Source organism: Noviherbaspirillum sp. Root189 (genome assembly GCF_001428545.1).
Taxonomy (GTDB): domain Bacteria; phylum Pseudomonadota; class Gammaproteobacteria; order Burkholderiales; family Burkholderiaceae_D; genus Noviherbaspirillum.
On the sequence record NZ_LMHZ01000004.1, the window covers coordinates 28,714 to 44,199 of the forward strand.

Annotated in this window: 10 protein-coding genes and 1 tRNA gene; 3 read left to right on the forward strand and 8 right to left on the reverse strand. The window is 55.6% G+C overall.

Annotation, left to right across the window (positions count from 1 at the left end; all coding sequences use genetic code 11):
* Nucleotides 1-72: 72 nt before the first annotated feature.
* From lon to ASE07_RS03175, 7 genes are all read right to left on the reverse strand, one after another.
* Nucleotides 73-2,487: an endopeptidase La gene (lon, locus tag ASE07_RS03145; protein WP_057289355.1), complete on the reverse strand. Its 2,415-nt coding sequence runs from the start codon at nucleotides 2,485-2,487 to the stop codon at nucleotides 73-75.
* Nucleotides 2,488-2,732: 245 nt separating this feature from the next.
* Nucleotides 2,733-4,001: an ATP-dependent Clp protease ATP-binding subunit ClpX gene (gene clpX, locus ASE07_RS03150; protein ID WP_057289356.1), complete on the reverse strand. Its 1,269-nt coding sequence runs from the start codon at nucleotides 3,999-4,001 to the stop codon at nucleotides 2,733-2,735.
* Nucleotides 4,002-4,164: 163 nt separating this feature from the next.
* Complete coding sequence (clpP, locus tag ASE07_RS03155) at nucleotides 4,165-4,791, reverse strand: ATP-dependent Clp endopeptidase proteolytic subunit ClpP (RefSeq protein ID WP_057289357.1); 627 nt, start codon at nucleotides 4,789-4,791, stop codon at nucleotides 4,165-4,167.
* Nucleotides 4,792-4,864: 73 nt separating this feature from the next.
* A complete protein-coding gene (gene tig / locus ASE07_RS03160; protein WP_057289358.1) occupies nucleotides 4,865-6,214 on the reverse strand; it encodes a trigger factor in 1,350 nt (449 codons plus the stop codon).
* 28 nt (nucleotides 6,215-6,242) lie between these two features.
* Nucleotides 6,243-6,329, reverse strand: a tRNA-Leu gene (locus ASE07_RS03165).
* 203 nt (nucleotides 6,330-6,532) lie between these two features.
* Nucleotides 6,533-9,637 (reverse strand): efflux RND transporter permease subunit, encoded by a 3,105-nt coding sequence (locus ASE07_RS03170; RefSeq protein WP_057289359.1) that lies wholly within the window; start codon nucleotides 9,635-9,637, stop codon nucleotides 6,533-6,535.
* Complete coding sequence (locus ASE07_RS03175; protein WP_327196037.1) at nucleotides 9,634-10,839, reverse strand: efflux RND transporter periplasmic adaptor subunit; 1,206 nt, start codon at nucleotides 10,837-10,839, stop codon at nucleotides 9,634-9,636. The genes ASE07_RS03170 and ASE07_RS03175 overlap by 4 nt, the downstream gene beginning before the upstream one ends.
* 147 nt (nucleotides 10,840-10,986) lie before the next feature.
* Here ASE07_RS03175 and hpnC point away from each other — a divergent pair, with 147 nt between their 5' ends.
* From hpnC to hpnE, 3 genes are read left to right on the forward strand one after another with little or no spacing between them, the layout of a single operon-like run.
* Nucleotides 10,987-11,829, forward strand: a complete 843-nt coding sequence (gene hpnC / locus ASE07_RS03180; RefSeq protein WP_057289360.1) for a squalene synthase HpnC — start codon at nucleotides 10,987-10,989, stop codon at nucleotides 11,827-11,829.
* A gap of 37 nt (nucleotides 11,830-11,866) precedes the next feature.
* Nucleotides 11,867-12,700, forward strand: a complete 834-nt coding sequence (gene hpnD, locus ASE07_RS03185) for a presqualene diphosphate synthase HpnD (RefSeq protein ID WP_057289361.1) — start codon at nucleotides 11,867-11,869, stop codon at nucleotides 12,698-12,700.
* Nucleotides 12,700-14,004 carry a hydroxysqualene dehydroxylase HpnE gene (gene hpnE / locus ASE07_RS03190; protein WP_057289362.1) on the forward strand — a complete coding sequence of 435 codons (1,305 nt, stop codon included), beginning with the start codon at nucleotides 12,700-12,702 and terminating at the stop codon, nucleotides 14,002-14,004. Before hpnD ends, hpnE begins: the two co-directional genes overlap by 1 nt.
* 99 nt (nucleotides 14,005-14,103) lie before the next feature.
* On the opposite strand, the gene radA is transcribed toward hpnE, so the two are convergent.
* On the reverse strand, nucleotides 14,104-15,474 hold the full coding sequence (gene radA / locus ASE07_RS03195; RefSeq protein WP_057289363.1) for a DNA repair protein RadA: 1,371 nt from the start codon (nucleotides 15,472-15,474) through the stop codon (nucleotides 14,104-14,106).
* Nucleotides 15,475-15,486 lie beyond the last annotated feature (12 nt).

Genomic DNA, 15,486 nt, shown 5'->3' on the forward strand with positions numbered 1-15,486 from the left:
ACAGATAATAAAAAACGCGCTTCGAAAAGCGCGTTTTATTATTGCTGTACCGGCGTTCAACCAACTAGAACATCAATGCTTAACCACGTTCGGATCGGCTTGGCCGGTGCTTTGCGCGACTGCTGTATCAACCGGCGCGTCAACATCCGACAAAGGCTCGGGCTGTCGCTCGAGTGCCACTTCCAGCACCTTGTCAATCCAGCGCACCGGAATGATTTCCAGCTTGTTTTTCACGTTGTCCGGAATGTCTGCAAGATCCTTCACGTTCTGCTCGGGAATCAATGCAGTCTTGATGCCGCCGCGGTGTGCAGCCAGCAGCTTTTCTTTCAAACCACCGATCGGAAGAACTTCGCCACGCAAGGTGATTTCACCTGTCATCGCAACATCAGCGCGCACCGGAATACCGGTAAGCACAGAGACCAGTGCGGTTGTCATGGCGATACCGGCGGACGGACCGTCCTTCGGTGTCGCACCTTCCGGCACGTGAATATGGATGTCACTCTTGCCAAACAAGTCAGCCTTGATGCCAAGGCGTTTTGCACGGCTGCGCACGACGGTACGTGCTGCTTCGATCGATTCCTTCATCACATCGCCCAATGTACCGGTACGGATCACGTCGCCCTTGCCCGGCATGGTCATCGCTTCAATGGTCAGCAGATCGCCGCCCACTTCAGTCCATGCAAGCCCGACCACCTGGCCAACCTGATTTTCTTTTTCGGCCATGCCGAAATCGTAGCGACGTACACCGAGGAATTTATCCAGGTTCTTGGACGTGACAATGATCTTGCGATCCTGCTTTTTCAGCAGCAGCATTTTCACGACCTTGCGGCAGATCTTGGAGATCTCGCGCTCCAGCGAACGGACACCAGCCTCACGTGTGTAATATCGAATGATGTCGCGGATCGCCGATTCGGCAACGTTGATTTCATCTTCCTTGAGGCCATTGTTCGTGATCTGCTTCGGCAGCAAATAACGTGTCGCAATGTTGGTCTTCTCGTCTTCGGTATAACCCGACAGACGAATCACTTCCATACGGTCAAGCAGCGCTGGCGGAATATTCAGCGAGTTTGACGTCGCGACGAACATCACATCGGACAAGTCAAAGTCGACTTCAATGTAGTGGTCCGAGAATGTGTGGTTCTGCTCAGGGTCCAGCACCTCAAGCAGTGCCGAGGACGGATCACCGCGGAAATCCTGACCGAGTTTGTCCACCTCATCGAGCAGGAACAGCGGATTACGCACGCCGGTCTTTGCAAGGCTCTGCAGAATCTTGCCAGGCATTGAACCAATATAGGTACGACGATGGCCGCGGATTTCCGCTTCATCGCGTACACCACCCAGCGCCATACGCACAAACTTGCGGTTTGTCGCACGGGCAATCGATTGGCCGAGCGACGTCTTACCGACACCCGGAGGCCCAACCAGGCACAGGATCGGCGCCTTTACCTTGTCAACGCGCTGTTGTACGGCAAGATATTCAAGAATGCGTTCCTTGACCTTGTCCAGGCCGTAATGCTCGCCTTCCAAGACTTTTTCCGCATTGGCCAAGTCGTTGTTGACCTTGGATTTCTTGCGCCATGGCAGACTGAGCATGGTGTCGATGTAATTACGCACGACGGTCGCTTCAGCGGACATCGGCGACATCAGCTTGAGCTTCTTCAGTTCGGCCTGTGCTTTTTCGCGTGCCTCTTTTGGCATCTTGGCAGCGATAATTTTCTTCTCGAGTTCTTCGAGATCGGCACCCTCTTCGCCTTCGCCGAGTTCCTTCTGGATCGCCTTGACCTGCTCGTTCAGGTAATACTCGCGCTGAGACTTTTCCATCTGGCGCTTGACGCGGCCACGGATGCGCTTTTCCACTTGCAGGATGTCGAGCTCGCCCTCGAGTTGCCCGAGCAGATGCTCATGACGCTTGGCAACGTTGAAAATCTCAAGGATTACCTGCTTCTGCTCCAGCTTCAGCGGAAGGTGAGCAGCAATAGTATCGGCGAGACGGCCGGCATCATCGATTCCAGCAAGGGAAGTCAGGATTTCAGGTGGAATTTTTTTGTTAAGTTTGACGTACTGGTCAAACTGCTGAACGATCGCGCGACGCATCGCTTCCACTTCGGATTCATCGCCAGACTCGGATTCAACCGGAGTCAGTTCCGCGACGAAATGCGTGTCGAGTTCTGTGATGTTGTGGATACGGGCACGTTGTGCACCTTCCACAAGGACCTTTACGGTGCCATCAGGCAACTTGAGCATTTGCAGGATGTTGGCCACGCAGCCGATTTCATAAATATCGTCAGCGGAAGGTTCATCCTTGGCGGCGGCTTTCTGGGCGGCGAGCATGATGCTCTTGCCCTGCTCCATTGCTGCTTCAAGAGCCTTGATCGACTTTGGGCGACCAACGAATAGCGGGATCACCATATGCGGGAAGACAACAACGTCCCGCAACGGCAATAGCGGCAGTTGGGTTTGTTCGGTTAATGTTGTAGAAGTCGTCATGGCGAACCTTATTTAAGAGCTTGTTAATGATGTAGGCACGAACAGCCTAAAACTCAAGTCCAAGCAGCAACAAAAATCACTTGTCATATTACTGACATTCAGGTTTCCTAATAAAAAAAGCCACACACGAAGTCTCCCTCGGGTGGCTTTGCTATGGAAGCCTGAAGTGATTCCTGTAATTCAAATTGTACTGCTTCTAGGAAAAAACGGGCTTACAACCTTGGTTGCCTGTTACGGATGCTCAATTATTTTGCTCCGGAAACTTTTGGCTGCTCGTGGTAGATCAACAATGGCTTCGCTCCATTAACGATGGTGTTCTCATCGATCACCACCTTGGCCACATTTTGCTGGCTCGGCAATTCAAACATCACCTCGAGCAACGCATGTTCCAGGATAGAGCGCAAGCCGCGTGCACCAGTCTTGCGTTCTAGCGCCTTTCTGGCAATTGCGTGCAATGCTGCTGGCCGAACTTCAAGTTCTGCACCCTCCATCTGCAGCAGCTTCGCGTACTGCTTAATCAGGGCGTTCTTGGGTTCAAGCAAGATTTGGATTAAGGCTTCCTCGTTTAGTTCACTCAGTGTGGCGACGACAGGCAGACGTCCAACCAGCTCCGGAATGAGTCCGAACTTGATCAGATCCTCAGGCTCCGCATCAAGCAATACTTCGCTTGCATTACGTTCAGTCTGGCTTTTTACGCTGGCGGAGAAACCAATGCCGCTCTTCTCGGAGCGATTGGAAATAATCTTTGCCAAGCCGTCAAAAGCGCCACCGCAGATGAACATGATATTTGTCGTGTCGATCTGCACGAAGTCCTGGTTCGGATGCTTGCGGCCGCCTTGAGGCGGCACCGAAGCCATCGTCCCTTCAATCAGCTTCAGCAATGCCTGTTGCACGCCTTCGCCGGACACATCGCGGGTAATGGATGGGTTGTCGGACTTACGGGAAATCTTGTCGATTTCGTCGATATAGACGATACCCTTCTGAGCCTTCTCAACCTCGTAGTTGCAGTTCTGCAGCAACTTCTGAATGATGTTCTCGACGTCTTCACCAACATAACCGGCTTCGGTCAAGGTGGTCGCATCGGCAATCACGAAAGGAACATTCAGCATCCGGGCGAGTGTCTGCGCCAGCAGCGTTTTACCGGAACCAGTGGGACCGACCAGCAAAATGTTGCTCTTTGCCAGTTCGACGTCGTCCTTCTTGCCGAGATGTTTGAGTCGCTTGTAATGGTTGTAGACGGCCACAGACAAAATGCGTTTGGCAGTTTCCTGGCCAATAACATACTGTCCGAGAAGTTCGAAAATTTCCTGGGGAGTCGGGAGATCCGACTTTGGCCCCGCGACGGACTCGATGCTCGACGCCTCGTCGCGAATGATGTCGTTACACAGGTCAATGCACTCGTCGCAGATGAAAACCGACGGACCTGCGATAAGTTTCTTCACCTCGTGTTGGCTCTTACCGCAGAAGGAGCAGTAAAGCAATTTTTCGCCGCTGGAGGATTTTTTGTCAGACATAGAGCAAAGTGTGGGTGGAGAATTGATTCGATATTACCCGCGAATTCGGTGTTCGTCACGACGCCGCTCAATAATTTGAGAATTCTGAGGGAAATTCGTCGCCAGAAGAACGAAACGCCCGAACGCATGACCGCCCGGGCGTTTTTCGCTTGGACGAGTGGTGTCAGACCCGGTTGGTCAACACCTTGTCAATCATGCCATAATCGGCCGCTTCCGCAGCAGACATGAAATTATCTCTGTCTGTATCCTTGCTGATTTGTTCCACGCTCCGGCCGGTTTTTTCCGCCAGAATGCCATTCAGCCGCTCGCGCAGATAGAGAATTTCACGTGCCTGGATTTCAATGTCGCTGGCCTGCCCCTGGGCGCCGCCCAGCGGCTGGTGGATCATGATCCGCGAATTCGGCAACGAGAAACGCTTGCCCTTGGCGCCGGCGGCCAGCAGGAACGCGCCCATGGACGCGGCCAGGCCGGTACACAGGGTCGAAACGTCTGGCTTGATGAACTGCATTGTATCGTAAATCGCCATACCGGCAGATACGGAGCCACCTGGGGAGTTAATGTACAGCGAGATATCCTTGTCCGGATTTTCGCTCTCGAGGAACAGCAACTGAGCGACGATCAGGTTGGCTGACTGATCGTTGACCGGACCTACCAGGAAAATGACACGCTCTTTCAGCAGGCGGGAGTAAATGTCATACGCGCGCTCACCGCGGCCGCTCTGTTCAATCACCATCGGCACCATACCGAGCATTTCCGTATCGAGTGCCGAATTTTTAATCATGCCTGACATGTGCTTTCCTTAAGGAGTGCGCAAGAGAGCGGACATTTTAACAAGGGATGGGTATGCCCATCCCCTACCCGTTTCAGCCTTGCGCGTTATTGCCCATCAATTCGTCGAAGCCTACCGACTTCTCGGTAACCTTCGCCTTGCCAAGTACGTAGTTAACGACGTTTTCTTCTAAAACAAGAGCCTCGACTTCAGCAAGACGACGACGGTCGCTGTAGTAGAACTTCAGCACTTGCTGCGGATCTTCGTAGCTCTGTGCAAATTCTTCCACTTGTGCCTTGACCTGGTCTTGCGTCGCTTCAAGCTTATTCTCCTTCACCACTTCAGCCAGAATCAGACCGAGGCGGACGCGGCGTTCTGCCTGCGCGGTGAACAGTTCCGGAGGGAACGGCATATCCTTGACGTTCATGCCACGCTGCGCCATGTCCTGGCGTGCCATTTCGATCAGTCGCTCGACATCCTGGTCGACCAGTGCCTTCGGCACGTCGAGTTCGGCAGCAGCGATCAGTGCGTTCATCACGCTGTCCTTGGTCTTGGCCTTGGCACGACCTTTCACTTCACGCTCGAGATTGGATTTGATGTCCTGACGCATTTTGCTCAGGTCTCCGTCTTCAATGCCAAGCGATTTCGCAAATTCAGCGTCGACTTCCGGCAGGTGCGCCCACTCGATTTTCTTCATGGTGATCGTGAACTCTGCAGTTTTACCTGCTACGTCCTTACCATGATAGTCCTCCGGGAACGGCAGCGGGAAAGTCTTGGACTCGCCAACTTTCAAGCCGATCGCTGCAGATTCGAACTCAGGAAGCATGCGGCCTTCGCCCAGGACGAACGGATAGTCTTCCGCCTTGCCGCCCTGGAATTCGACGCCATCAATCTTGCCGACGAAGTCGACAGTGACGCGATCGCCGTTCTGTGCGGACTGGTCTGCACCGCCATCGCCATGCGCGCCTTGCTCGCCTTTGGTATGGTAGTGGACGCGCTGCTTGCGCAGAATGTCGATGGTCTTGTCGATCTCGGCGTCGGTTACTTCGCTCGTGACCTTTTCGACTTCAGCAGTAGCGAGGTCGCCGATCTTCACTTCCGGATAGACTTCGAAGGTCGCGTCGAATGCAACTGTGCCTTCAGCGGCGCCTTCGCTATTCTTCGGCTCGATACGCGGATAGCCGGCAACACGCAGGTTGTTCTCGCTCGCGGCTTCGCTGAATGCGCGACCGACCTTGTCGTTCAACACTTCGGTCTCAACCTGGTAGCCGTACTGCTGGGCGACCATCTTCATCGGTACTTTGCCTGGACGGAAGCCCGGTGCCTTAGCTGTGCGAGCGCGGATTTTCAGGCGCTTTTCCACTTCTGCCTGTACGTCGGCCAGCGGCACTGTGATGGTGATGCGGCGCTCGAGTTTTTCCAAAGTTTCGACTGCAGTTGCCATGTGAATCGTCCAAAAAATAAATATTCTGTGGTGCGAGGAGGGGGACTCGAACCCCCACACCATTGCTGGCGTCAGGACCTAAACCTGGTGCGTCTACCAATTTCGCCATCCTCGCGGGAATTTGCTTGCTGATTCGCGATGTTTTGCACAAAAGCAAAGGGCGACCATGAAGTGAATATCTGGTCGCCCTAAAATGCCATTGTTAGTAGCTCTTCAACTTCAACCCGGCATTTTACTGGATTTTTCATCCGGCTGTCCCGATTTTTCACGAGCCGGCAAGTACAACCGAACAGAGACCGATTTGCGGCCCCTGCTCTCTTACGGAATCACCGCAACTTCAGGTTCTGGCTTTTTCACCCGGAACCATGCGGCATATAGCGCGGGCAAGAACAGTAAAGTCAGCGCAGTCGCAATGATCAGCCCACCCATGATGGCAACCGCCATCGGGCCCCAGAACACGGATCGTGACAGGGGAATCATCGCCAGTACGGCTGCCGCAGCGGTCAGAATGATCGGTCGGAACCTGCGTACCGCGGATTCCACGATGGCATTCCATGGCGGCATGCCTTCGCGGATGTCATGCTCGATTTGATCGATCAGGATGACCGAATTCCGGATGATCATACCGAACAGTGCAATTACACCGAGCTGCGCGACGAAACCAAAGGGACGCTGCAAAAGCAGCAAGGCCATTGCCGCGCCAGCCACGCCCAAGGGCCCGGTAAGAAAAACCAGCAAGGCACGCGAGAAGCTATGCAGCTGGAGCATCAGCAGCGTGAAGATGATAAAAATCACCAGCGGGACATTGGCCGCAATCGATTCCTGCGCCTTGCCGCTGTCAGCCGCCGCACCGGCAAGCTCGATGCGGTAACCGGCAGGCAGCGCTGCACGCAGCTTGTCGAGTTGCGGACTGATCTGGCTCGACACGGTCGGTCCCTGAATGCCATCCGCGACATCCGACTGCACAGTGATCGCCCATTCCCGTCCCTCGCGCCAGACAACGCCCGGCTCCCACACGAACTGGGCACGGGCCACCTGCGACAAGGGAATCGCCCTGCCGCCGGGAGTCTGCAGGCTAGCCTCGTTCAGCGCAGTAATTGTCGAGCGCTCTTCCACCGGCTGGCGGACCACGACATCGATCAGCTTGTTGTCCTCACGATACTGGCCAATCGTCGTTCCGGTAAGAATCGTATTTGCGGCACGCATCACAGTTTGCGAACTCAGCCCAAGCGCGCGCAGCTTGTCCTGGTCGAGGTCGAGTCGCAATACCTTGACCGATTCGTTCCAGTTGTCATTGACGCCGACTGCATTCGGATTGGCGCGCATGACCTCCTTGACCTGATCAGCGATTGCACGCACCTTATCGACTTCATAACCGGTGACGCGGAACTGGACCGGATACGGTACCGGAGGCCCATTCGGCAGCAGTTTGACGCGACCTCGCACACCCGGAAAATCATTCTTGAAGACATCGACAATTTTCAGTCGAAGGGCTTCCCTTGCCTTCAGATCCTTCGCCAGCACGACGACTTGCGAGACGTTCGTCTGCGGGAAAATCTGATCCAGCGGCAGGTAGAAACGCGGACTGCCCGTTCCGACGTAGGTGGTAATGTTTTCAACGCCGTCCTGCTTGCGAATAAAACTTTCAAACTTCTTCGCCTGTGCTTCGGTAGCGGCAAACGCACTACCTTCCGGCATCCAGAGTTCGACCATGAGTTCCGGCCTGCTCGAATCAGGGAAGAACTGCTGCTCGATGACACGGAATCCGAGGATACCGAGTGCGAATACACCCAGGGTCAGCAGGATCGTCGTCTTGCGCCATTCCACGCACCAGTTGACCACACGCCGGAAGCGCGAGTAAAACGGGCTGTCGAACAATTCATGCTGGCCGTCCGCATGTGAGGAAGGTTTCACCTTGAGCAGTATGTACCCGATGTACGGTGTGAACAGGACAGCCACGAACCATGAAATGATCAGCGCCAGTGCGTTCACGGAGAACATCGAAAAGGTATATTCTCCCGCTGCCGACTTGGCAAGGCCAATCGGCAGGAAGCCGGCAGCGGTAATCAGGGTGCCGGTCAGCATCGGCATCGCGGTTGAGGTATAGGCAAAGGTCGCCGCGTCGAAGCGCGAGAAGCCCTCTTCCATTTTCCGCACCATCATTTCAACAGCGATGATGGCATCATCCACCAGCAGGCCGAGAGCAATGATCAGCGCGCCCAGCGAGATCTTGTGCAGATCGATGCTGAGGATGCTCATAAAGAGGAAAGTGATGGCTAGTACCAACGGTATGGTCAGTGCGACCACGAGGCCTGGCCGGACGTCAAGGCGTAAAGGCTTGGTGTGCAGGCCGAGCGCGACGAAGCTGACTGCGAGTACGATCAGAACTGCTTCCGCCAGTGTCTGCAGAAATTCATGGACTGAAGACGCTACCGCTTTTGGCTGGTCCGAGACGCGCTGCAACTCAATACCTACCGGGAGCTTGACCTTGAGATCGCCGACAGTCTTTTCCAGATTTTTCCCGAGCTGGATGATGTCACCGCCCTTTTCCATGGAAATGCCCAGGCCGATGACTTCCTTGCCATTGAAACGCATTTTGTCCTGCGGAGGATCCTTGTACTCGCGCTTTACTTTCGCAAAATCGCCCAGGCGGAAGGTCGTTCCATTGGCCCGTAATTCAAGTGACTCGAAATCCTTGGGCGACTTCATGGCGCCAGTCACGCGGACTTGCAGATTGTCGGTCGGCGTGACAAGGACGCCGGTGGATTCCACCGAGTTTTGCGCGTTCAGCTGATTGACGATCGATTCGAAGGGAATGCCAAGCTGGGCAAATTTTTTGTGTGAAAACTCGATGTTGATCTTTTCGTCCTGCACGCCGAACATTTCGACCTTGGATACCGAGGGCACCTGCAAGAGCTGCTGTCGCACGAAGTCGGCGTAGTCCTTGACCTCTGCGTAATTAAAGCCGTCTCCGGATACGGCGAAGATCGAACCGTAGGTGTCACCGAATTCGTCATTGAAGAATGGACCGAGAACTCCGGTCGGCAAGGTGCTACGGATATCGCCTATCTTCTTGCGGACCTGGTACCACGCGCCCGGAACGTCTTTCGGCGGCGTTGATTCACGCAACTGCAGAATGATGAGTGTTTCACCCGGCTTGGAATAACTGCGGATCTTGTCGATGTAAGGCGTTTCCTGCAGCTTCTTTTCCAGCTTGTCGGTGACTTGCTCCGCCATCTGCAGCGAGGTGGCACCTGGCCAGATCGCCCGCACCACCATGGCACGGAAGGTGAACGGCGGATCCTCGTCCTGGCCGAGACGGCCGTAACTCATGATGCCGCCGATCAGCAAAGCAACGATCAGATAACGGGTAAGCGGGATATGCTCTAGCGCCCATCGCGACAGATTAAAGCCGCCCTTCATTTGGTCGCTCCCCCTGCCTGCGCATTGGCTCCCTGCTCGACTGCCGGCTGTGTCGGAGCCGGCCTGGCTTGCGTCTGGCGGTCGGCAAGCGCAACCTCTTCGCCAAGTATCTTGACCTTTTGCCCAGGCTGCAGCAAGTTGACGCCTGCTGTCACAACCGTCTGCCCGGGGGCGACACCGCCAGCCACCAGGATGTCATTGCCAACCGAACCGGCGATCTGTACGGGCACCAGCTTGACCGTGCCATTTTCGACTACCCACACTGCCGTATTGGATTTGTCCCTGTGCAGCGCGGTCATCGGCAGCTTGATGGCCGGATTGGCGCTCTTTTCGGCGAAAGAAACATAGGCGGTCATGCCGAGTTTCACATCCGCAGACTCGGGAATGGATACTTTGGCTGTGTAGGTGCGCGTCGCGGTATCGGCAACCGGCGAGACTTCACGAATCTTGCCCGGGATGATGGCGTCAGGCTTGGCCCATGTACGCACGCGCACATCGCTGACCTTGCGTAATGCGTCTACTCTATCTTCCGGTATGCCGATGACAATTTCCTTGTTGCCCAATTGCGCAACGCGGACCACCGGTGTGCCGGCGGAAACGACTTGCCCGGTTTCAGCATCAATGCTGGTGACAACACCGTCAACGTCAGCAATCAATGCGGAATAACCAGCCTGGTTGGACTGGTTGCGGTAGGCGGCGAGCGCCTGGTCATAACTGGCCTGGGCGGCCTTGAAGGCGGTTTGCTTGCTGTCCAGAACAGCCTGGCTCACGAAATTCTTTTCGCGCAAATCCTGGTAACGCTTCAACTCTGCCTTGGCCAGGTCACGGTTGCTTTCGGCGGCCTGCAGGCCGGCATTTGCCTGTGCCTGGGCAAGTTTCAGATCCTGTGGATCCAGTTGCATCAGCAACTGACCACGCTTGACCATGGTCCCGACATCGACCTTGCGGGACACGATCTTGCCTCCAACGCGGAACCCAAGCCTGGATTCGTAGCGCGCCCGAACGTCGCCGGAGAATTCGGCCACCACATCGACATTGTCGGCGGCTACCTGGACAGTCCTCACCGGACGGATGTCCTCGGTTTTTTCTACAGGCTTGGAACAACCGGCGAGCAGTGCCAGCGCAGTGCAAGCAACCAGCGCGACCCGGCCGAACGTGAATTCCTGAGGTGCCATTTGGCGTTCATTTGTCAAAGCGGCCACGATTTTTCCTTTAGTATTCGGGCTATTACTGAATTGCCTGGGGTAGTTGTGGCATTTCCTGTACTTAATTTTTTACTGACCGAGCGGTTAGTAATTATAAGCAGATCGTTTGCCGTTGCATATGACTTTTTGGTCAATTAGAGTGCCATGCCAGTTGAACACTATGAAAACTTTCCCGTGGCGTCGGTGCTCCTGCCCCGCCATTTGCGCCCTGCCGTCGAGGCAATTTATGCCTTTGCGCGGAGCGCAGACGATATTGCCGATGAGGGAGATGCCGCCCCCCATGAACGCCTTGCGGCATTGCATACGTATGAAGAGGAACTTATTGGCATAAAAGCCGGGCGCTCCAACTTTTCACCGCTATTTGACAAACTGGCATGTGTTGTTCAGCAATACCGCTTGTCAATGCAGCCCTTCCACGATTTATTGTCCGCATTCAAGCAGGACGTGGTCACGGTGCGGTACGAAAGCTTCCAGGACCTCCTGGATTATTGTCGACGTTCCGCCAATCCGGTAGGGACGCTGATGCTTGAGTTGTATGACGCAGCCGATGCGCGCAATCTTCGCGATTCCGATGCCATCTGCTCTTCGCTGCAACTGATCAATTTCTGGCAAGACGTTGCTGTGGACTGGAAAAAGTCGCGTATCTACCTGCCGCTGGAAGATTTGCGCCGCTTCGGTGTCACCGAAGGACAAATTGCCGATGCCTGCACAAACCAGGCCTGGAAGGAACTCATGAGATTTGAAGTTGGCCGCGCCCGCGCCCTGATGCTGGCAGGTGCCCCGCTCGCGTTACGCCTGCCGGGCCGCATCGGCTGGGAGTTACGCATGGTGGTGCAAGGCGGACTACGTATCCTCGAACGTATCGAAGCCGCCGACTACGATGTTTTCAACCATCGGCCGCGTTTGGGTCTCGCCGACTGGGGCTGCATGGTATGGCGGGCCAGCCGCATGAAAATCAGTTTGTCGCACATGGCGCATGTCGGCTAGCATAGCGGCTTCCGATTACCCTGAGTCACGCTCTTTCATGTCTCCCGACGAATACTGCCAACAAAAAGCCGTCCAAAGCGGCTCGAGTTTTTACTACAGCTTTCTGTTTCTTCCCAGCGAGCGCCGTCGCGCCATCACTGCGCTTTACGCGTTTTGTCGCGAGGTAGACGATACGGTCGATGAATGCACCGATGTTTCCATCGCGCGCAACAAGCTAGCCTGGTGGCGCCGCGAAATCCAGGCCATGCTCGACGGCGCGCCTACGCATCCCGTGACCAAGGCGCTGCAGCCGCATATGGCCACGTATGCACTGGAAGGAAAGCACCTGCAGGCGATCATCGATGGCATGGAAATGGATCTGGACCAGACGCGCTATCTCGACTATGCAGGACTTAAGCGTTACTGCTGGCATGTCGCCAGCGTCGTCGGCATCCTGTCGGCCAGCATCTTTGGCGTGACACGCTCCGAGACGCTGCAATATGCGGAGAAGCTGGGATTGGCATTCCAGCTCACCAACATCATCCGGGACGTTGGTGAAGACGCGCGCAAAGGCCGTATTTATTTACCTGTCAGTGAACTCCAGCAGTTCAATGTCACCGCTGCCGATATTCTCAATGCACGGCACAGCGAGAACTTTGAAAAGCTGATGCATTTCCAGGCCGCCCGTGCCAAGGCCTTGTACGAAGAAGCTTTTGCTCTGCTTCCCGCCGAGGACCGGCGCGCCCAGCGTCCAGGCTTGATCATGGCGTCAATCTACCGCGCTCTGCTGGACGAAATCGAGCGTGACAATTTCCATGTGCTGGCGCAGAAAACCTCACTGACGCCAATTCGCAAGTTGTGGCTGGCGTGGAAAACCTATGTGCGTGGCTGATGCATAAGGTTGCGGTTATTGGCGGTGGCTGGGCGGGTTGCGCTGCCGCGGTGGAGCTGGCTGATCGCGGCGCGACGGTCACCCTGTTCGAGTCCGCGCGTAACCTGGGCGGACGCGCTCGCATGGTCGAGGTCAATGGGGTCCCGCTGGATAACGGCCAGCACATTCTTCTTGGCGCCTACAGCGAAACGCTTAAGCTGCTCAAACGCGTCGGCGTCGATGCCAACGACACGTTGCTCCACCTGCCCCTGCAAATGCGCTACCCAAACGGCAGTGGGATGGACTTCGTCACACCACGTTTGCCTGCTCCTCTGCACATGCTGGCCGGATTGTTCAGGGCAAAGGGCTTGCGGCGCGAGGACAAACTTTCGCTGGCACGGTTTTCAACGACGGCCCGATGGATGGACTGGCGGATAAACACGGATTGCAGTGTGAGCGAACTACTGAATCGCTTCGATCAGACCGATACGCTTGTGCAACTGATGTGGCGTCCGCTATGCATCGCGGCCTTGAATACGCCGCCGGAACGCGCTTCGGCGCAGGTCTTTCTCAATGTCCTGCGCGACAGCCTTGGCGCACGTCGTGCTGCATCCGACATGCTCATCCCCAAGGTGGATCTCAGCGGGCTTTTTCCGACCAACGCGGCTCGCCATATTGAAGCCCATGGCGGACGGATCGCCTGCGGCAGCATGGTGACCGGCTTGCACGCCGAAGGAAGGAGATGGGCCGTCTCGGTGCAGGATATTGAAGAAGAATTTGACGCAGTGGTGGTGGCAATTCCGGCTGCGCAAGCGGCACGGCTCCTGAATGGCCTGATCGATACCGTCGGGCTGGAGACGTTCAACTATGAGCCAATCACAACTTGCTATCTGCAGTACGATCCTGGCGTAGCGCTGGACCATGTTTTCTATGCGTTGGTAGACGATGCCCACTTGAAGCGCTGGGGTCAATTCGTGTTCGACCGCGGCCAACTCGATGCAGCGCAGGCTGGCTTGCTGGCGGTTGTCGTCAGTACGTCAACAGAAGCGATTGCAATGGGACACAATGTCCTTGCAGATTCTATTGCACAACAACTTGCCGAAGTATTCGCACGCCCTGAACTGTCGGCTCCACACTGGACCAAAGTGATATCGGAAAAACGTGCGACCTTTTCGTGTACGCCCGGACTGCAACGCCCGCTGAACCTTACAGGACTTGATGGCCTGGTACTGGCAGGCGATTACACTGCCAGCGATTACCCGGCTACGCTCGAAGCGGCAGTGCGCAGCGGTGTGCAGGCCAGTCGGGCAATCACACTGAATTAGCGTGATCCGTGTTGTCCCGCACCAGTCATTGGAGCGGTCGGCACGGATCAATAACTCAAGCTGGCAAGACGTGCATCTCAAGCGCTTTTCGGCACCTTACTAAACCTCATCCCTTACCCGATTGAGTGCTTCATCTATACGCTCCACACCGATGACCTTCAAGCCCTCAATACTTTGCTTGGGTGCGTTCGCCTTGGGTATCAGTGCTATGGAAAAGCCAAGCTTGGCGGCTTCGCGCAAGCGCTCCTGGCCACGTGGTGCAGGACGGATTTCGCCCGCAAGACCAACTTCCCCGAAGACCACCAGGCCACGCGGCAAAGGCTTGTTGCGCATCGACGAATGAATCGCCAGCAATACCGCGAGGTCGGCAGCCGGTTCCGTAATCTTGACGCCACCCACCGCATTGATAAAGACGTCCTGATCGAAAGCGGCTATTGAGGCATGCCTGTGCAGCACCGCAAGCAGCATGGCAAGACGGTTTTGTTCAAGGCCGACCGACAGGCGTCGTGCATTCGGGACATGTGAGGTATCGACCAGCGCCTGAATTTCAACAAGCAGAGGCCGCGTGCCTTCCTGGGTAACCATCACGCAGGAGCCAGGAACTTGATTGTCGTGTTGGGACAAGAACAAGGCCGATGGATTGGACACGCCCTTGAGTCCTTTTTCCGTCATCGCGAACACGCCCAGTTCATTGACCGCGCCGAAGCGGTTCTTGAATGCACGCACCAGGCGGAAGCTCGAATGCGTATCGCCTTCGAAATACAGCACGGTATCAACGATATGCTCCAGCACGCGCGGACCGGCCAATGCGCCCTCTTTGGTGACATGGCCAACCATGATGATGGTGATATCCGATTGTTTGGCAACCCGGGTCAGCTGTGCTGCACATTCACGCACCTGGGCAACCGAACCCGGCGCCGACGTCAGTGCATCCGAATAGATCGTCTGAATCGAGTCAATCACCGCCACCTGCGGCTTATGCTCAGCCAGCGTATTGAGAATTTTTTCAAGCTGGATCTCGGCCTGCAGCTGCAAATCCTTTGCGTCGACGGCAAGGCGCTTTGCACGCAAGGCAATCTGCGAACCGGATTCCTCACCACTGACATACAGAGTCTTCTTGATCTTTGACATATTGGCAAGCGCCTGCAGCAGCAAGGTCGACTTGCCGATACCGGGATCACCGCCAATCAGTACAACACCACCAGGAACAAGCCCACCGCCAAGCACACGGTCGAATTCTTCAATGCCGGTGCCGAAACGCGGCACGTCGATCGCCTCAATGTCGGCCAGGCTCAGCACCGGCGAGGTCTGCGCCAGACCCTGATGCTGACCAGAAAAGCGGTTGCCGGCACTTTCGACGACGGTTTCGACTAGCGTGTTCCACTGTCCGCATGAAGGACACTGACCAGCCCATTTGCTGCTCACGCCACCGCACTCGGTACAGGTGTAATTGGTTTTCTGTTTAGCCATATTTATTAAGCT

Bases quoted from the DNA above. Each gene is read 5' to 3' on its own strand.
- hpnD (WP_057289361.1), top strand. From the start codon at position 11,867: ATGTCTCCCGACGAATACTGCCAACAAAAAGCCGTCCAAAGCGGCTCG.
- lon (WP_057289355.1), bottom strand. From the start codon at position 2,487: ATGACGACTTCTACAACATTAACCGAACAAACCCAACTGCCGCTATTG.
- ASE07_RS03170 (WP_057289359.1), bottom strand. From the start codon at position 9,637: ATGAAGGGCGGCTTTAATCTGTCGCGATGGGCGCTAGAGCATATCCCG.
- radA (WP_057289363.1), bottom strand. From the start codon at position 15,474: ATGGCTAAACAGAAAACCAATTACACCTGTACCGAGTGCGGTGGCGTG.
- hpnE (WP_057289362.1), top strand. From the start codon at position 12,700: ATGCATAAGGTTGCGGTTATTGGCGGTGGCTGGGCGGGTTGCGCTGCC.
- tig (WP_057289358.1), bottom strand. From the start codon at position 6,214: ATGGCAACTGCAGTCGAAACTTTGGAAAAACTCGAGCGCCGCATCACC.
- clpP (WP_057289357.1), bottom strand. From the start codon at position 4,791: ATGTCAGGCATGATTAAAAATTCGGCACTCGATACGGAAATGCTCGGT.
- hpnC (WP_057289360.1), top strand. From the start codon at position 10,987: ATGCCAGTTGAACACTATGAAAACTTTCCCGTGGCGTCGGTGCTCCTG.
- clpX (WP_057289356.1), bottom strand. From the start codon at position 4,001: ATGTCTGACAAAAAATCCTCCAGCGGCGAAAAATTGCTTTACTGCTCC.